The 18673-nt window shown below is 66.0% G+C and carries 12 protein-coding genes; 8 read left to right on the forward strand and 4 right to left on the reverse strand.

Annotated elements, in window-relative coordinates:
* The 6 genes from rluB to truB all read left to right on the forward strand — a co-directional run.
* On the forward strand, nucleotides 1-1420 hold a 1420-nt coding region (gene rluB / locus F3J18_RS23300; protein WP_166914490.1), incomplete at its 5' end, for a 23S rRNA pseudouridine(2605) synthase RluB.
* A gap of 291 nt (nucleotides 1421-1711) precedes the next feature.
* The gene (gene rimP, locus F3J18_RS23305; protein ID WP_013697776.1) at nucleotides 1712-2173 is read left to right on the forward strand and encodes a ribosome maturation factor RimP; all 462 of its coding nucleotides are present in this window, start codon (nucleotides 1712-1714) and stop codon (nucleotides 2171-2173) included.
* On the forward strand, nucleotides 2170-3645 hold the full coding sequence (gene nusA, locus F3J18_RS23310; protein WP_025098684.1) for a transcription termination factor NusA: 1476 nt from the start codon (nucleotides 2170-2172) through the stop codon (nucleotides 3643-3645). The genes rimP and nusA overlap by 4 nt, the downstream gene beginning before the upstream one ends.
* 93 nt (nucleotides 3646-3738) lie before the next feature.
* On the forward strand, nucleotides 3739-6705 hold the full coding sequence (gene infB / locus F3J18_RS23315; RefSeq protein WP_025098683.1) for a translation initiation factor IF-2: 2967 nt from the start codon (nucleotides 3739-3741) through the stop codon (nucleotides 6703-6705).
* 111 nt (nucleotides 6706-6816) lie between these two features.
* Nucleotides 6817-7185, forward strand: coding sequence for a 30S ribosome-binding factor RbfA (gene rbfA, locus F3J18_RS23320; RefSeq protein ID WP_013697779.1), 369 nt, complete (start codon nucleotides 6817-6819; stop codon nucleotides 7183-7185).
* Nucleotides 7186-7211: 26 nt separating this feature from the next.
* On the forward strand, nucleotides 7212-8150 hold the full coding sequence (truB, locus tag F3J18_RS23325) for a tRNA pseudouridine(55) synthase TruB (RefSeq protein WP_166914492.1): 939 nt from the start codon (nucleotides 7212-7214) through the stop codon (nucleotides 8148-8150).
* 97 nt (nucleotides 8151-8247) lie between these two features.
* Here truB and F3J18_RS23330 read toward each other — a convergent pair whose 3' ends face one another.
* The 4 genes from F3J18_RS23330 to F3J18_RS23345 all read right to left on the reverse strand — a co-directional run bounded on the left by F3J18_RS23330 (nucleotide 8248) and on the right by F3J18_RS23345 (nucleotide 13260).
* Nucleotides 8248-9819 (reverse strand): DHA2 family efflux MFS transporter permease subunit, encoded by a 1572-nt coding sequence (locus tag F3J18_RS23330; protein ID WP_103691223.1) that lies wholly within the window; start codon nucleotides 9817-9819, stop codon nucleotides 8248-8250.
* Between the two features lie 13 nt (nucleotides 9820-9832).
* Entirely contained in the window at nucleotides 9833-11065 is a 1233-nt protein-coding gene (locus F3J18_RS23335) for an HlyD family secretion protein (protein WP_166914494.1), read from the reverse strand.
* Nucleotides 11066-11136: 71 nt separating this feature from the next.
* The gene (locus F3J18_RS23340) at nucleotides 11137-12699 is read right to left on the reverse strand and encodes an efflux transporter outer membrane subunit (protein ID WP_166914496.1); all 1563 of its coding nucleotides are present in this window, start codon (nucleotides 12697-12699) and stop codon (nucleotides 11137-11139) included.
* A gap of 51 nt (nucleotides 12700-12750) precedes the next feature.
* The gene (locus F3J18_RS23345) at nucleotides 12751-13260 is read right to left on the reverse strand and encodes a MarR family transcriptional regulator (RefSeq protein ID WP_025101218.1); all 510 of its coding nucleotides are present in this window, start codon (nucleotides 13258-13260) and stop codon (nucleotides 12751-12753) included.
* Between the two features lie 323 nt (nucleotides 13261-13583).
* Here F3J18_RS23345 and typA point away from each other — a divergent pair, with 323 nt between their 5' ends.
* Nucleotides 13584-15404: a translational GTPase TypA gene (gene typA / locus F3J18_RS23350; protein ID WP_025101217.1), complete on the forward strand. Its 1821-nt coding sequence runs from the start codon at nucleotides 13584-13586 to the stop codon at nucleotides 15402-15404.
* A gap of 328 nt (nucleotides 15405-15732) precedes the next feature.
* Nucleotides 15733-18606 carry a 2-oxoglutarate dehydrogenase E1 component gene (locus tag F3J18_RS23355; protein WP_166914498.1) on the forward strand — a complete coding sequence of 958 codons (2874 nt, stop codon included), beginning with the start codon at nucleotides 15733-15735 and terminating at the stop codon, nucleotides 18604-18606.
* The last annotated feature ends 67 nt before the right edge of the window (nucleotides 18607-18673 follow it).

Raw genomic sequence — 18673 nt, forward strand, 5'->3', positions numbered from 1 at the left:
GACGGCCGCCAAGCGCGAAGGCGCGGCAGCGCAACCGCGGCAGGGCAAGCGCGGCGCGGCAGCCGCTGCTCCCGTCGCGTCGGCCGCGGAGGCTCCCGCCGGCGGCGGCAGCGCCGGGCAGGACGACATCTTCTCCTATGTGACCTCGCCGGCCTTCGATGCTGACAACTCCAGCGGCGGCAATGGCGTGCGCGCCCCGATGCTGCGCCGTGGCCGTCAGGCGCCCAAGCGCGTGCTCGCGCCGGAAGACGACGCGCCGAAGCTGCACAAGGTGCTCGCCGAAGCCGGCATGGGCTCGCGTCGCGAGATGGAGGAGCTGATCGTCGCCGGCCGCGTGTCGGTGAACGGCGAGCCGGCTCACATCGGCCAGCGCATCCTGCCGACCGACCAGGTCCGGATCAACGGCAAGCCGGTCAAGCGCAAGCTGGCGAACAAGCCGCCGCGCGTGCTGCTGTATCACAAGCCGACCGGCGAAATCGTCAGTCATGCCGATCCGGAAGGCCGCGCCTCGGTTTTCGATCGCCTGCCGCCGATGAAGACGGCGAAATGGCTCGCGGTCGGCCGGCTCGACTTCAATACCGAAGGTCTGCTGATGCTGACCACCTCGGGCGACCTGGCGAACCGCTTCATGCACCCGCGCTATAGCGTGGAGCGCGAATACGCGGTGCGCGTGGTCGGCGAGCTCAACGAGGCCTCGCGCCAGAAGCTGCTGCACGGCGTCGAACTCGAGGACGGCCCGGCGAACTTCCTGCGGATTCGCGACGGCGGCGGCGAAGGCACCAATCACTGGTACCACGTGGCGCTGGCCGAAGGCCGCAACCGCGAGGTGCGTCGCATGTTCGAGGCGGTCGGCCTGATGGTGAGCCGGCTGATCCGCACGCGTCACGGCTCGATCCCGCTGCCGCGCGGCCTGAAGCGCGGCCGCTGGGAAGAACTCGACGAGGCGCAGGTCCGCAAGCTGATGGCGACCGTCGGCCTGAAGGTCGCCGCCGACGAGAAGGGCAAGCGCGGCGGGGCCGGCCAGGCCGAGCGCCGCCAGCCCGATCCGATGCAGACCTCGATGGGCTTCCTCAATCGCGAACCGGTGCTGACCACCCACGGCCAGCTCGACCAGCCGCGTCGCGGCGGCCGTCGCGGCGCCCAGGGCGGCGGTTTCGGTGCCGGCTTTGGCGGTGGTGGCGGCGGCGCGGCGGGCGGCGGCTTTGGCGGCAACGCCAACGCCAACCGTCGCGGCGGCGGCGATGTCGACGGCAATCGCCTGTCGTATGTCGCGAACAACGGCCACAAGCGCGGCCGCCGCAAGAGCCAGGGCCCGCGCGGTGCCAACGGCAATCGCGCGGACGGCGGCGGCAATGCCGGCGGCAACGCGCGCGGCGGCCAGCGCCCGCAGCAGCAGCGCAACCGCGCTCGCGGCCGCTGAACCTCGGTCGCTGCACCGATCAATCGGAAAACGATGGGGAAACCGGCCTTTCAGGCCGGTTTCATGGGCGATGCTTTGCGTTTGGGTTAAAAAACGCTATAATCGCAAAGTCGCTGGGCGTACGGGTTTAATGTGCGGCCTAGGTGCGACCACCAGAGTAAGAAGATGGGCGTTTCGCCCATTTTTTTTTGCTGAAACGGTTGGGCATCTCGGGTAGCGCTTCCTGCGCCGGCAAGGCGCGCGTCTGCGGGTGAATCGCGAACGGCGGGCGCGAACACCTGAGAGGACACTGTGCAACTGACGGAACTGATAGAAACCACGGTCACCGGGCTCGGTTACGAGCTGGTCGATCTCGAGCGCACCGGGCGCGGCATGCTCTGCGTCTACATCGATCAGCCGGCGGGCATCTCGATCGACGATTGCGAAAAGGTCACGCGTCAGCTCCAGCACGTATTGACGGTCGAAAACATCGATTACGAACGGCTCGAGGTTTCGTCGCCCGGCCTGGACCGTCCGCTGAAGAAGCTGGCCGACTTTGAACGGTTCGCCGGAAACGAAATCTCCGTCACCCTGAAAAAGCCGCTGGAAGGCCGCAAGACCTACCGCGGCATTCTGCATGCGCCGAACGGCGAAACGATCGGTTTGGAATTCGAGAGGAAGAAGGGCGAGGCGGCCATGCTGGATTTCACGCTGGCCGACATCGACAAAGCCCGCCTGATTCCGCAAGTTGACTTTAGGAGCCGCAAACAATGAGTCGCGAAGTGTTGATGCTGGTGGATGCGCTGGCACGCGAGAAAAACGTCGACAAGGATATCGTGCTGGGCGCGCTCGAAGCCGCGCTCGCCTCGGCCTCCAAGAAGCTGTTCGACGAAGGCGCCGAAATCCGTGTCCATATCGATCGTGAAAGCGGCGAGCACGAAACTTTCCGGCGCTGGCTGGTGGTGCCGGACGAAGCCGGCCTCCAGGAGCCGGATCGCGAGATCCTGTTGTTCGAGGCGCGCGAGCAGAAGGCCGAGATCGAGGTCGGCGACTACATCGAGGAATCGGTGCCGTCGATCGAGTTCGGCCGGATCGGCGCGCAGGCCGCCAAGCAGGTGATTCTGCAGAAGGTTCGCGACGCGGAGCGCGAGCAGATCCTGAACGACTACCTCGAGCGCGGCGAGAAGATCATGACCGGCACGGTCAAGCGTCTCGACAAGGGCAACTTCATCGTCGAGTCGGGCCGTGTCGAGGCGCTGCTGCGCCGTGACCAGCTGATTCCGAAGGAAAACCTGCGCGTGGGCGACCGCGTGCGCGCCTATATCGCCAAGGTCGATCGCACCGCGCGCGGTCCGCAGATCGAGCTGTCGCGCACGGCGCCTGAATTCCTGATGAAGCTGTTCGAGATGGAAGTGCCGGAAATCGAACAGGGCCTGCTCGAGATCAAGGCGGCAGCACGCGATCCCGGCGTTCGTGCGAAGATCGGCGTGGTCGCCTACGACAAGCGGATCGATCCGATCGGCACCTGCGTCGGCATCCGCGGTTCGCGCGTGCAGGCCGTGCGCAACGAGCTCGGTGGCGAAAACATCGACATCGTGCTATGGTCCGACGATCCCGCCCAGTTCGTGATCGGCGCGCTCGCGCCGGCAGCCGTGCAATCGATTGTCGTCGATGAAGAAAAGCACTCGATGGACGTCGTCGTCGACGAAAGCGAACTGGCTGTCGCGATCGGCCGGAGCGGCCAGAACGTGCGCCTTGCCAGCGAACTGACCGGCTGGCAGATCAACATCATGACGCCGGACGAATCCGCCCTGAAGCAAGGTGAAGAGCGTGACCGTCTGCGCAGCCTGTTCATGGCGCGCCTCGATGTCGACGAGGAAGTGGCTGACATCCTGATCGACGAAGGTTTCACCAGCCTCGAAGAAATCGCCTACGTCCCGCTGAACGAAATGCTCGAGATCGAGGCGTTCGACGAGGAGACCGTGCACGAGCTGCGCAACCGCGCGCGCGATGCCCTGTTGACGATGGCGATCGCCAACGAGGAAAAGGTGGAAAATGCTGCGCTCGACCTGAAGAGCCTCGACGGCATCACGCCGGAGTTGCTCGCGAAGCTGGCGGAACATAGCGTGGCGACGCGCGACGATCTCGCCGAGCTGGCTGTCGACGAACTGGTCGAGATGACCGGAGTGGAAGAGGAAGCCGCGAAAGCGCTGATCATGAAAGCACGTGAACACTGGTTCCAGTGAGAAATGACCATGGCGCACTGATATTTGGCGGCCGGAAGGCCGCATGACCCGATGCTAACCGCAAGGAATCGGTCCTTGCACTAAGAGGAATGAATGGCGAGTAACAACGTAGCCCAATTTGCCGCGGAACTGAAAATGCCTGCTGGTGTGCTGCTCGAACAGCTGCAGGCAGCGGGCGTCCAGAAAGCGAGTGAAGACGATGCGCTGTCGGAAACCGACAAGGCGCGTCTGCTCGATCATTTGCGTAAATCGCACGGCTCGTCCGACGCCGACAAGCGCAAGATCACGCTGACCCGCCGGCACACGTCGGAAATCAAGCAATCCGATGCAACGGGTAAGGCTCGCACCATTCAGGTCGAGGTGCGCAAGAAGCGGACGTTCGTGAAACGCGACGATGTCGCGGAGAACGGCGCCGATGTGGGCCAGGACCAGGCGGACGATGCGGCGGCCGAGGCCGATCTGAAGCGTCGCGAGGAAGAAGCGCGCCACGAGGCCGAGCTGCTCGAGAAGCAGGCGCAGGAGCTGCGCGAGCGCCAGGAGCGCCTCGAACGCGAGGAAGCCGATCGTCGGGCTCGTGAGGAAGCGGCCGAGGCCGAGCGTCGTCGCGCCGAGGAAGAGGCGGCCAGCAAGCGCGCGGCTGCGGCCCAGGCGCAAGCCCAGGCACAGCAGCAGGCTGCCGCGCAGCAGGCTGCGGCCGAGCAGGAAGCCGCGCGTGCGCAGGAAACGCAGAACGCGCAGCAGTCGACCCAGGACGAAGAGCGTGCGGCGGCCGAACGTGCCGCCCAGCGCGAAGCGGCCAAGAAGGCTGAGGACGCTGCCCGCGAGGCCGCCGACAAGGCGCGTGCCGAGCAGGAGGAAATCCGCAAGCGTCGCGAGAAGGCCGAGGCCGAGGCGCGCGCGATTCGCGAAATGATGGCGACCCCGCGCCGTGCGCAGGTCAAGGCCGTCGAGCCGCCGAAGCCGGCCGAGCCGCCCAAGGCGGCCGAGGCCAAGGGCACGCTGCACAAGCCGGCCAAGCCGGCGGGCGAAGCGGGCGCGCGTCCGGCCAATGCGGCAGCGGCGAAGAAGCCCGCCACCGCGGCGCCGGCGAACGCCAATGCCAATACCAGCGCACCGGGCGCGGCCGATCGCAACAAGAAACCGGCCGGCAAGGGCGGTTGGCAGGACGACGCATCGAAGCGTCGTGGCATCAAGACGCGCGGCGATTCCAGCGGCGGCGTCGACCGCGGCTGGCGCGGCGGCCCGAAGGGTCGCGGCCGTCACCAGGACAGCGCCTCGTCGTTCCAGGCGCCGAGCGAGCCGATCGTGCGCGAAGTGCACGTGCCGGAGACGATTTCCGTCGCCGATCTCGCGCACAAGATGTCGGTGAAGGCGTCCGAAGTCATCAAGATCATGATGAAGCTCGGCCAGATGGTCACCATCAACCAGGTGCTGGACCAGGAAACGGCGATGATCATCGTCGAGGAACTGGGTCATCGCGCCGTGGCCGCCAAGCTCGACGATCCGGAAGCGCTGCTGGTCGAGGGCGAGGTCGGCGTCGATGCGGAGCAACTGCCGCGTCCGCCGGTCGTCACGGTGATGGGTCACGTCGACCACGGCAAGACCTCGCTGCTGGACTACATCCGTCGCGCCAAGGTGGCGGCGGGCGAAGCGGGCGGCATTACGCAGCATATCGGCGCTTACCACGTCGAGACGCCGCGCGGCGTCGTCACTTTCCTCGATACGCCGGGTCACGAGGCCTTCACGGCCATGCGTGCACGCGGCGCGAAGGCGACCGACATCGTGGTGCTGGTGGTGGCCGCCGATGACGGCGTGATGCCGCAGACCAAGGAAGCCATCTCGCACGCCAAGGCGGGTGGGGTGCCGATCGTGGTCGCGATCAACAAGATCGACAAGCCGGATGCGAATCCGGATCGCGTCAAGCAGGAACTGGTTGCCGAAGGCGTGGTGCCGGAAGAGTACGGCGGCGATTCGCCGTTCGTGGCGGTGTCGGCCAAGACCGGTTCGGGCATCGACGACCTGCTCGAGAACGTGCTGCTGCAGGCCGAAGTGCTGGAACTGAAGGCACCGATCGAGGCGCCGGCCAAGGGCATCGTGATCGAAGCGAAGCTCGACAAGGGCAAGGGCCCGGTGGCGACGGTGCTGGTGCAATCCGGCACGCTGTCGCGCGGCGACGTGGTGCTGGCCGGCACGGCCTATGGCCGCGTGCGGGCGATGCTCGACGAGAACGGCAAGCCGACCAAGTCGGCCGGCCCGTCGATCCCGGTGGAAATCCAGGGTCTGTCGGAAGTGCCGGGCGCCGGCGAGGAAGTGATCGTGCTGCCGGACGAGCGCAAGGCGCGCGAAATCGCGCTGTTCCGCCAGGGCAAGTTCCGCGACGTCAAGCTGGCCAAGCAACAGGCGGCCAAGCTCGAAAGCATGCTCGAACAGATGGGCGAAGGCGAAGTGCAGAACCTGCCGCTCATCATCAAGGCCGACGTGCAGGGTTCGCAGGAAGCGCTGGTGCAGTCGCTGCTCAAGCTGTCGACCGACGAAGTGCGCGTGCAGATCGTGCATAGCGCGGTGGGTGGCATCAGCGAAAGCGACGTCAACCTGGCCACGGCCTCGAAGGCGGTCATCATCGGCTTCAACACGCGCGCCGATGCCCAGGCTCGCAAGCTGGCCGAGTCGAACGGCATCGACATCCGCTACTACAACATCATCTACGACGCCGTGGATGAGGTGAAGGCGGCAATGTCGGGCATGCTCGCGCCGGAAAAGCGCGAAGTCATCACCGGCATGGTCGAGGTGCGCCAGGTCATCAAGGTGCCGAAGGTCGGCCTGGTGGCGGGTTGTATGGTCACGGACGGTGTGGTCAAGCGCTCCTCGTCGGTGCGCGTGCTGCGCAACAACGTGGTCATCTTCACGGGCGAGCTCGATTCGCTCAAGCGCTTCAAGGACGACGTGAAGGAAGTGAAGCAAGGCTTCGAGTGCGGTATGTCGATCAAGAACTTCAACGATATCGTCGAAGGCGATCAGTTCGAAGTGTTCGAGGTCACGGAAGTCGCTCGGACGCTGTAAGGCCGGCGTGAACGCTGATGGGCGGGGCAGGCGTGGGCCTGTCCCGCCCATTTTCATGGCGACGGCGATATGTGTCGTCGCCCGTTCGATGAACGGAATGACGGAAATACCATGACGAAGAAACGTACCTCTCCCAATCGCAACGTGCAGATTGCCGACCAGATCCAGCGCGATCTGTCCGAGTTGATCATGCGCGAGGTGAAGGACCCGCGGATCGGCATCGTGACGATCCAGAGCGTCGAGCTGACGCCCGACTACGCGCATGCGAAGGTCTATTTCACGGCGCTCACCGGCGACCCGCTGCAGACCCAGGACGCGCTGAACCACGCCGCGGGCCACCTGCACAACCTGCTGTTCAAGCGGCTGCACATCCATACCGTGCCGACGCTGCATTTCCATTACGACCAGACGATCGAGAAGGCTGTCGAGATGTCGCGCCTGATCGAGCAGGCGAATTCGACGCGCGCCAAGGACGACTGAGCCGCCCCGCCGATCCCGATCTCGCCATGACGACTGCTCCTCAACGCCCGCGCGTGCCGCGCCGGCTGCTCGACGGCGTGCTGCTGCTGGACAAGCCGATCGGCCTGTCCAGCAACGACGCGCTGATCCGCGCGAAACGCCTCTACCTCGCCAAGAAGGCCGGCCACACCGGCACGCTCGATCCGCTTGCCTCGGGCCTGCTGCCGCTCTGTTTCGGCGAGGCGACCAAGTTCTCCCAGGATCTGCTCGAAGCCGACAAGACCTACGAGGCCACCATGCGCCTCGGCATTCGCACCACCACGGGCGACGCCGAGGGCGAGGCGATCGAGACGCGCGAGGTGCGGGCCGATCGCGCGGCGATCGAGGCCGTGCTGCCGCGTTTTCTCGGCGAGATCGTGCAGGTGCCGCCGATGTATTCGGCGCTCAAGCGTGACGGCAAGCCGCTCTACGAATATGCGCGCGCCGGCCAGACCGTCGAGCGCGAAGGGCGCCAGGTGATCATCCACCTGCTCGAACTGCTCGACTGCGCCTTGCCGGACGTGAGTTTTCGCGTGACCTGCAGCAAGGGCACCTACGTTCGCACCCTGGCCGAGGATATCGGCGAGGCGCTCGGCTGCGGCGCGCACCTGGTTGCGTTGCGCCGCACCGGCGTCGGTGCGCTGACGCTGGAGCATGCCGTCACGCTCGATGCGCTGTCCGATGCCGAGGCGGCCGAGCGCGATCGCTGGCTGCAGCCCGTCGACGCGCTGTTGTCGACCTTCGTGCGTGTCCAGCTCACGGCCGAGGAGGCGAAGCGTTTCCGTCATGGCCAGCGCCTGCGGCTCGCCTCGGTGCCCGAGCTGGGCGTCCAGGATGGCGATCGCGTGCGTGTGTATGACGAGGCCGAATGCCTGCTCGGCGTGGCTCGCCTGAGCGAGGGCGTGCTGGCCCCGGAGCGCCTGGTAGTGAGCGGCGAGCCGCAATGACGCCGGCCTGAAGCACTGGTGACTACGAAAATGCCCGGTCAATCGGTTTGACCGGGCATTTTCCTTTCTGCGCGACCAGCGAGGCGAGCCGCTTGCCTCAGTGTGCCGCCGAAGCCGCGGCGCTCGAATCGCCGCCGCCGCTGTTGGCCTTTTCCGGCTTGGTGATCCAGATCAGGCCGATCAGCACCACGAAGATCGCGGCCGACAGGTAGAACAGGTCGTTGACGCCGAGCTGCGCGGCCTGCTGGGTCGCCATCTGGTTGATCAGGCCGTTGGCCTGCTGCTCGCTCAAGCCCAGGTTGCCCATCTGCGTGATGGTCTGGTTGAAGATCGGGTTGTAGACGTTGGCCTGCTCGACGATCTGCGCGTGATGGAAGTTGTTGCGATGGTCCCAGGCGGTCTGGAAGATCGAGGTGCCGATCCCGCCGCACATGATCCGCACGAAGTTCGACAGGCCCGAGGCGGCCGGGATCCGGTGGCCAGGCAGTCCCGACAAGGTGATCGACACCAGCGGGATGAAGAAGCCCGCCATCGCGATGCCCTGCACGAAGGTCGGCGCCATCAACGACCATTCGTCCACGCCCGTGGTGTAGCGCGAGCGCATCCAGAAGCACAGCGCGAACACCAGGAACGCGGCCGTCGCGATATAGCGCGGATCGGTGCGCGGCAGGAACTTGCCGGTCAGGGGCGAGAGCAGGATCGCGAAGAAGCCGACCGGCGCCAGCACCAGCCCGGCGTCGGTCGCCGTGTAGCCGATCTGGGTCTGCAGCCACAGCGGCAGCAGCACCAGGTTGCCGAAATAGAGCCCGTAGCCGATCGCCAGCGAGATCGTGCCGCCGGTGAAGTTGCGTTGCCGGAACAGCGACAGGTCGACCACCGGATGCTCGGCCGTCAGCTCCCAGATCACGAAGAAGGCGAAGGCGATGATGGCGGTCAGCGCCAGCACCACGATGGTGGTCGAGGCGAACCAGTCGAGGTCCTTGCCCTTGTCGAGCATGACCTGCAGCGAGCCCACCCAGATCACCAGCAGGGCCAGGCCGACGCCGTCGATCGGCGCCTGGCGCGTCTGCGATTCGCGGCTGCGGTAGATCATCCAGGTGACGATCGCGGCGGCGATGCCGACCGGGATGTTGACGTAGAAGATCCAGGGCCAGGAGTAGTTGTCCGAGATCCAGCCGCCGAGAATCGGGCCGGCCACTGGCGCGATCAGCGTTGTCATCGACCACAGCGCGAGTGCCATCGGTGCGCGTGCGCGTGGATAGCTCGACAGCAGCAGCGATTGCGAGAGCGGGATCATCGGGCCGGCCACCGCGCCCTGGATCACGCGCGATACCAGCAGGAAGGGCAGGCTCGGTGCCAGGCCGCAGAGCCAGGACGAGATCACGAACAGGATGATCGAGGCCAGGAACAGGCGCACCTGGCCGATCCGGTCGGTCAGCCAGCCGGTCAGCGGCACCGAGATCGCATTGGCCACCGCGAACGAGGTGATCACCCAGGTGCCCTGGTCCGAGGACACGCCGAGGTCGCCCGAGATGGTCGGGATCGCCACGTTCGCGATCGAGGTGTCGAGCACGTTCATGAACACCGCGAGCGACACCGCGATCGTGCCGAGCACGAGTTGGCCGCCTTGCAGCGGCGGGTGGGGAGCGGGTGGTTGGGGCTGGGCCATGAGCGCTCCGCGCTTACATCAGGTTCGGCGCCGGGCGCGCGGCCGGCCTGGCCGAAGCGGGCGAGGCGGCACCGCGCGAGGACGTGGCGCCGGCGGCATTCTGCGCGATGATGCGCGCGATCTCGGCATTGGCCTCGTCGCCGTACTTGGCGAACACGTCGGTCTGGTAGACCGTGTTCGGCACGTTGCCGAGCTGGCCGCCGTGATCGTCCTTGATGTCGACATCGACCTGCATCGACAGGCCGATGCGCAGCGGATGCTGCTCGAGCTCCTTCGGATCGATCACGATGCGCACCGGCAGGCGCTGCACCACCTTGATCCAGTTGCCGGTGGCGTTCTGCGCCGGCAGCAGCGAGAAGGCCGAGCCGGTGCCGGCCGAGAAGCCGACCACCTTGCCGTGGTACTTGACCGAGGAGCCGTAGATGTCGGCTGTCAGCTCGACCGGCTGGCCGATCCGCATGTGAGTGAGCTGGACTTCCTTGAAGTTGGCATCGACCCACACCGCGTTGAGCGGCACCACCGACATCAGCGGCGAGCCCGGCGCGACGCGCTGGCCGACCTGCACCGAGCGCTTGGCGACGTAGCCCGTGACCGGCGCGGGCAGCGTGTTGCGCGCGTTGTTCAGGTAGGCGTCGCGGACCTTGGCGGCGGCGGCGAGCACGTTCGGGTGATCGGCGATGGTGGTGTTCGCGGTCAGCGCGCGGTTCGAGGCGAGCTGCTGCTGGGCGGCATCGACCGAGGCCTGCGCGGCCTTCACGGCGTCGCGCGCGTGCGAGATCTCTTCCTGCGAGACCGCGCCGGTCTGTGCCACCGCGAGACGCCGGCGCAGGTCGTCCTGCGCCTTCGACAGATCCGATTCGCGCAGCGCGACCTGGGCACGATACTGGTCGTCGTTGACGAACAGGCCGCGCACCTGGCGCACGGTCTGCGCCAGGTTGGCCTCGGCCTGCTGCAGTGCGACCCGCGCGTCGGCCGGGTCGAGCACCACCAGCGGCGCGCCGGCCGTGACGGTCTGCGTATCGTCGGCGTTCACGGCGATCACGGTGCCGGTGACCTGCGGCGTGATCTGCACCACGTTGCCGTTCACGTAGGCGTCGTCGGTGCTCTCCCGGAAGCGCGCGACCAGGAAGTAGTAGAGCCCGTAGGCGATCGCGGCGATCAGGATGATGACGGTCAGCAGGGTCATCATCCGTTTGCGTTTCGCGTTGTTTGGCCGGGCGGCGGCGTTTTGCTGAGGGTCGCTCATGGCGAGGTTCTCCGTCGATTCTTGTCGGTGGTGCGAGTGATGTCAGGCAGGTGCGGACGATGCGGCCGGCATCAGTTCGCGGCCTGTTGCTGCGTGGCGGTCGCGGCCGGTGGCGGCGCATGTGCCGTCGTCGCGTCCCGGGCTGCCGCGCCCGCCGGTTTCGCCGGGGCGGCCGCGAGCGGCGTGCCGGTCGCGTCGAAGCCGCCGCCCAGCGACTTGATCAGGCCGATCTGCATGTCGCGGCGGCGCATCACCAGGTTGGTGACGGTCTGCTCGGCGCTCAGGCGGTTGATGTCGGCACTGAGCACCTGCAGTTGCGGCGAGAGGCCGGCCTTGTAGCGGATCACGGCGAGTTCGTAGGCGCGCGTCGACGCGTCGAGCGCGCGCTGCGCATCGCCCATCTGCTTGTCGACGGCGCGGATCGTGGCGACCTGGGTGGCCACGTCGTTGAGCGCGCCGATCAGCGTCTGGTTGTAGTTCGCCACGCTCAGGTCGTAGTCGGCGTAGCTGCCGCGCAACTGCGCGCGCAGGGCGCCGCCGTAGAAGATCGGCAGGTGCACGGCCGGGCCGAACTGCGCCTGGCGACTCGCGAACTTCAGGAACTGGCCCCAGCCGAAGGCATCGAAACCGAAGCCCGCCGCGAGATTCACGTCGGGGAAGAACTCGGCCTTGGTTTCCTTCACGTCGGCGATGCGTGCCTCGACCTGCCAGCGCGCCGCGACGATGTCGGGGCGGCGCGAGACCAGGTCGGCGGGGATGTTGCCGGGCAGCTCGATGGCGCCGCCCGGCTTGAGCACCGGCATGGCGATCTGCAGGCCGCGGTCGGGCCCCTTGCCGAGCAGGGCGGCGAGCTGGTAGCGCACCGTGGTGATCTGGCCGTCCAGTTCGGACAGCGAGGACTGGCTGGTCGCCACGTTGCCGCGCGCGGTCTGCCGTTCGACATTGGTATCGAGCCCGGCGCCGACGCGGCCCTCGGTGATCTTGCCGACCGTCTCGCGATTGCCGATCTCGCGCTGGGCGATATCGCGCAGCGCATAGAGCTGGGCGAGCTGGTTGTAGGTGCGCGCGATCGAGGTGGCGAGCGTGATGCGCGCCTGCTGGAACTCCGCCTGCGCGGCCTTCTGCTGCGAGACCGCCGATTTCAGCTTTTCACGGTTCTTGCCCCAGAGGTCGAGCTCCCATGAGGCGCTGAGCAGTGCGTTGTTCTCGCTGAACCAGCTGCCGCCATAGGGGGGCGGGAACAGTCCGTTGCCCGAGTAGAGTTCGCGGGTCCAGGAATAGCTGCCCTCGACCTTCGGGAACAGGGTGGCGCGCGAGGACTGGATATAGGCCGAGGCCTTGGCCAGGCGCGCCTGGGCCTGGGCGATGCTCGGATTGTCCTCGAGCGCCTCGTCGATCAGCTTCGGCAGTTGCGGATCGCCGAACTGGCTCGCCCAGTCGAGCGCCGGCCAGTGACCGCCTTCGGCGGGCAGGCTCTGCGTGCTGTCGAACTGCGATTCGGGCGCGATCCGCTTGTCGCTGTGGATGCCCATGTAGTTGGCGCAGCCGGCCAGCGCGAAGGCGGCGATGGCCGCCGCCAGCGTGCCGCGCATCGGCCGGACAGCGGCCCCCGACCCTGGATGAATGGTGGACATTGCAAGGATTTCCTTATGTCGATCCATTGAAAATTATTGTTATGGCACGGTTTATTGGGCGGAGGCGGGCGGGTTGCCGGTGCCGCCGTCGCCGCAGTAATTGCTGAGAATCCTCCGCAGCATGCTTTTCAGGAAGCCGACTTCCTCCGGCGTGAAGCCGTTCAGCAACTGGTCGAGCACGCTGATGAAGATCTCCGGCATCCGCTCGGCCAGCTCGCGTCCTTCGTCGGTCAACTCGAGCCGCACCACCCGGCGGTCCTCGTGGCTGCGCACGCGCGACAGCAGCCCGCGCTTCTCGACACGGTCGAGCAGCCGTGTGACGGCACTGGCATCGATCGCGTATTCGCGCGCCAGCTCGGCGGCCGTCGAGCATTTGCCGACCGCCAGCATGAACAGCATGCTGGCCTGGGTGCCGGTGATGCCGAGCTCGGTCTGGGTGCGCTGCGTGACGAGATTGGTCATCAGCGAGCGCACGCGCGACAGCAGGTAGCCGACGCTGTCGTTGATCGGATAGGCCGACAGCGACAGGCCGCGGGCGGAGGAAGAGGTGGAATCCGGCATAGTCTCTGATTCTGCAATAGTTGACTAGGCAGCAGTATAGGCGTGCTTGATTGCCGCGGCAAATAATGAACCGCCATGACGACGCGGGCAATCGGGGCCGATACGTAGACGGGCGGCCGGCGAATCGGGGAAGGGCGCCGATCGAGGGGCCGGAATGGCGCCGGCGCGACAGTCAGTGTGCACCGCAGCGAAAGCTCGGTTCGCGACATCCCGGCGTGCTATAATCCTAGGCTTTCCAGGATGCAATAAGCAGCGCGCGTGAGGCACGACCATCCACGCGCGTTTTTGCGTGTCCGATCATCAGGTTTCGATTTCAGGTTTCTATGACCCGCGCCCTTCGCAATATCGCCATCATCGCCCACGTCGACCACGGCAAGACCACGCTCGTCGACCAACTGCTGCGCCAGTCCGGCACCTTCCGCGAGAACCAGCAGATGGTCGAGCGGGTGATGGACTCGAACGACATCGAAAAAGAGCGCGGGATCACGATTCTCGCGAAGAACTGCGCGGTCGAGTACGAAGGCACCCACATCAACATCGTCGACACCCCGGGCCACGCCGACTTCGGCGGCGAGGTCGAGCGCGTGCTGTCGATGGTCGACTCGGTGCTGCTGCTGGTGGATGCCGTCGAAGGCCCGATGCCGCAGACCCGCTTCGTGACCAAGAAGGCACTGGCGCTGGGCCTCAAGCCGATCGTGGTGGTCAACAAGATCGACCGCCCGGGCGCGCGGATCGACTGGGTGATCAACCAGACCTTCGACCTGTTCGACAAGCTCGGCGCGACCGAGGAGCAACTGGACTTCCCGATCGTCTACGCCTCGGGCCTGAACGGTTATGCCTCGCTCGATTCGTCGGCTCGCGACGGCGACATGCGTCCGCTGTTCGAGGCGATCCTCCAGCACGTGCCGGTGCGCCCGGCCGACCCGGAAGCGCCGCTGCAACTGCAGATCACCTCGCTCGACTACTCGACCTACGTCGGCCGGATCGGCGTGGGCCGCATCACGCGCGGCCGCATCAAGCCGGGCCAGCCGGTGGTGATGCGCTTCGGCCCGGAAGGCGAGGTGCTGAGCCGCAAGATCAACCAGGTGCTGTCGTTCAAGGGCCTGGAGCGCGTCCAGGTGGAGTCGGCCGAGGCAGGCGACATCGTGCTGATCAACGGTATCGAGGATGTCGGCATCGGCGCGACGATCTGCGCCGTCGACACGCCGGAAGCGCTGCCGATGATCACGGTCGACGAGCCGACGCTGACCATGAACTTCCTGGTCAACTCCTCGCCGCTGGCCGGTCGTGAAGGCAAGTTCGTGACGAGCCGCCAGATCCGCGATCGCCTGATGAAGGAACTGAACCACAACGTGGCGCTGCGCGTGCGCGACACCGGCGACGAAACCGTGTTCGAGGTTTCGGGCCGCGGCGAACTGCACCTGACCATCCTGGTCGAGAACATGCGCCGCGAGGGCTACGAGCTGGCCGTGTCGCGTCCGCGCGTGGTGCTGCAGGAAGTCGACGGCGTCAAGCAGGAGCCGTACGAGCAGCTGACCATCGACGTCGAGGACGAGCACCAGGGCGGCGTGATGGAGGAGCTGGGCCGCCGCAAGGGCGAAATGCTCGACATGGCTTCGGATGGCCGTGGCCGCACGCGTCTCGAGTACAAGATCTCCGCGCGGGGCCTGATCGGCTTCCAGAGCGAGTTCCTGACGCTCACGCGCGGCACGGGCCTGATGAGCCACATCTTCGACTCCTACGCACCGGTCAAGGAAGGCTCGGTCGGCGAGCGCCGCAACGGCGTGCTGATCTCGCAGGACGACGGCGCGGCCGTGGCCTACGCACTCTGGAAGCTGCAGGATCGCGGCCGCATGTTCGTGAAGCCGGGCGACGCGCTCTACGAGGGCATGATCATCGGCATCCACAGCCGCGACAACGATCTGGTGGTCAACCCGATCAAGGGCAAGCAGCTGACCAACGTGCGCGCCTCGGGTACCGACGAAGCCGTGCGCCTGGTGCCGCCGATCCAGATGTCGCTCGAATACGCGGTCGAATTCATCGACGACGACGAACTGGTCGAGGTGACGCCGCAGTCGATCCGCCTGCGCAAGCGCCACCTGAAGGAGCACGAGCGTCGCCGCGCCAGCCGCGAAGCCGAGTAAGCCTCGAGCCCTGGCCCTGCCTCGGCGAGAATCCAGAAAAGCCGCCTTCGGGCGGCTTTTTTGCGTCCTGCCGACCGCGCCTCGTAAAACACTATTACGAGTCTCGTCAAAATCGGGGCCATTTGTCGCGAAAGCCCGCTGCGACGGGCTTCGAGGGTGCGACATTGTGACCTTCGTTGGTGCGTATTGTGATATGCTGCGCGCACGCAAGTTTTAGGTCCTTCCAAGCAAGACTTGATTCGCGCAATCCGCTAAACGGTCAGGCCGTGTCGCGGAAGGTTGAGTAACCCGCTATTTCTCGAGAAGCTCGAAGAAAGGTGAGCGTAAAATGTCAGATGTAATGAAGCAGTTCCAGCTGAACTCCTATCTGTTCGGCGGCAATGCTTCGTATGTAGAAGAACTGTACGAAGCCTACCTGGACAACCCGGCATCGGTGCCGGATAACTGGCGCGAGTATTTCGACGCGCTGCAGAACGTGCCGGCTACGGATGGTTCGAACGCGAACGACGTCGCCCACTTTCCGATCGTCGAATCCTTTGCCCAGCGCGCCAAGGCCAACGCCTTCATCCCGCGCGACAACGGCAACGCCGGCGGCAATCTGGCCACCGCGCGCAAGCAGGTGCACGTCCAGACCCTGATCAGCGCCTATCGCTTCCTCGGCTCGCAATGGGCCAATCTCGATCCCCTGAAGCGTCGCGAGCGCCCCGCGATCCCCGAGCTCGAACCCGCGTTCTACGACTTCTCCGAGGCCGACCTCGACCAGACGTTCAGCGCCAGCAACCTGTATTTCGGTTTCGAGCAGGCTTCGCTGCGTGACATCGTCAAGTCGCTGCGCGACACGTATTGCGGCACGATCGGCGCCGAGTACATGTACATCGGCGATCCGGAGCAGAAGCGCTGGTGGCAGGAGCGTCTCGAGTCGACGCGCGCCACGCCGAACTTCACGGCCGACAAGAAGAAGCACGTGCTGAACCGCCTCACGGCCGCCGAAGGCCTCGAGCGCTACCTGCACACCAAGTACGTCGGCCAGAAGCGCTTCTCGCTCGAAGGCGGCGAAAGCTTCATCGCGGCGATGGACGAAGTGGTCCAGCATTCGGGTTCGAAGGGCGTGCAGGAAATCGTCATCGGCATGGCCCACCGTGGCCGCCTGAACGTGCTGGTCAATACGCTCGGCAAGATGCCGGCCGACCTGTTCGCCGAATTCGAAGGCAAGCACGTCGACGACCTGCCGGCCGGCGACGTGAAGTACCACAAGGGCTTCTCGTCGGACATCGCCACCGAAGGCGGCCCGGTCCACCTGTCGCTCGCGTTCAACCCCTCGCACCTGGAAATCGTCAACCCGGTGGTCGAAGGTTCGGCCAAGGCCCGGATGGACCGTCGCGGCGACGCCGACGGCCTGCAGGTGCTGCCGGTGCAGATCCACGGCGACGCGGCCTTCGCGGGCCAGGGCGTGGTGATGGAAACGCTGAACCTGGCGCAGACGCGCGGTTACGGCACGCACGGCACGCTGCACATCGTCATCAACAACCAGATCGGCTTCACCACCTCGGACCCGCGCGACGCGCGTTCGACGCTGTACTGCACCGACGTGGTCAAGATGATCGAGGCGCCGGTGCTGCACGTGAACGGCGACGATCCGGAAGCGGTGGTGCTCGCGGTGCAGATCGCGATCGACTATCGCATGCAGTTCCACAAGGATGTCGTGATCGACATCGTCTGCTTCCGCAAGCTCGGCCACAACGAGCAGGACACGCCGGCGGTCACGCAGCCGCTGATGTACAAGAAGATCGCGCAGCACCCGGGCACTCGCGCGCTGTACGCCGAGAAGCTGGTGCAGCAGGGCGTGATCACCGCCGAGCAGGGCGACGAGTTCGTCAAGGCCTATCGCAAGGCGATGGACGACGGCCACCACACGGTCGATCCGGTGCTCTCGAACTACAAGAGCAAGTACGCGGTCGACTGGGTGCCGTTCCTGAACCGCAAGTGGACCGACGCGGCCGACACGGCCGTGCCGCTGGCCGAGCTGAAGCGTCTCGGCGAGCGCATCACCACGGTGCCGGAGAACTTCAAGGTCCACCCGCTGGTCGAGCGCGTGATCAACGACCGCCGCAAGATGGCCCAGGGCGATCAACCGCTCGACTGGGGCATGGGCGAGCACCTCGCGTTCGCCTCGCTGGTCGCATCGGGCTACGCCGTGCGACTGACCGGCCAGGATTCGGGCCGGGGCACCTTCACGCACCGTCATTCGGTGCTGCATGACCAGAACCGCGAGCGCTGGAACGACGGCACCTACGTGCCGCTGCAGAACATCTCGGAAGGCCAGGCGAACTTCACGGTGATCGACTCGGTGCTGTCGGAAGAAGCGGTGCTCGGCTTCGAGTACGGCTACTCGACCGCCGAACCGAACACGCTGGTGCTGTGGGAAGCGCAGTTCGGCGACTTCGTGAACGGCGCGCAGGTGGTGATCGACCAGTTCATCTCCTCGGGCGAAGTGAAGTGGGGCCGCGTCTCGGGCCTGACGATGCTGCTGCCGCACGGCTACGAAGGCCAGGGTCCGGAGCACTCGTCCACGCGTATCGAGCGTTTCCTGCAGATGTGCGCGGATCACAACATGCAGGTGGTCCAGCCGACCACCCCGGCGCAGATCTTCCACCTGCTGCGTCGCCAGATGATCCGCCTGTTCCGCAAGCCGCTGATCGTGGCCACGCCGAAGTCGCTGCTGCGTCACAAGGAAGCGGTCTCGGACCTGTCGGAACTGGCCAAGGGTTCGTTCCATCCGGTGCTCGGCGAAACCGACGAGTCGATCGACGCGAAGAAGGTCAAGCGCGTGCTGGCCTGCTCGGGCCGCGTGTACTACGACCTGGTCGCGCATCGCCGCGAAGCGAAGGCGAACGACGTGGCGATCGTCCGGATCGAGCAGCTCTATCCGTTCGCGCACAAGCAGTTCGAAGCGGAACTGAAGAAGTACGACAACGCGACCGAAGTGGTCTGGGTGCAGGACGAGCCGCAGAATCAGGGCCCGTGGTTCTACATCGAACACCACCTGAAGGAAGGCATGAAGGAAGGGCAGAAGCTCGCGTACAGCGGCCGCCCGGCTTCCGCCTCGCCGGCGGTCGGTTACTACGCGAAGCACTACGAGCAGCAGAAGGCCCTGATCGAAGGGGCATTCGGCCGCCTGAAGAGCGCGTCGATCGCAAAATAAGCGGACCTCACGAACCGGGAGCGCGCCAGGCGCGTTCCCGGTTCGTCTCGTTGCGCGCGGCAACGCG

This window comes from Burkholderia sp. Ax-1720, assembly GCF_011753035.1.
In the GTDB taxonomy this organism is placed as follows: domain Bacteria; phylum Pseudomonadota; class Gammaproteobacteria; order Burkholderiales; family Burkholderiaceae; genus Burkholderia; species Burkholderia gladioli.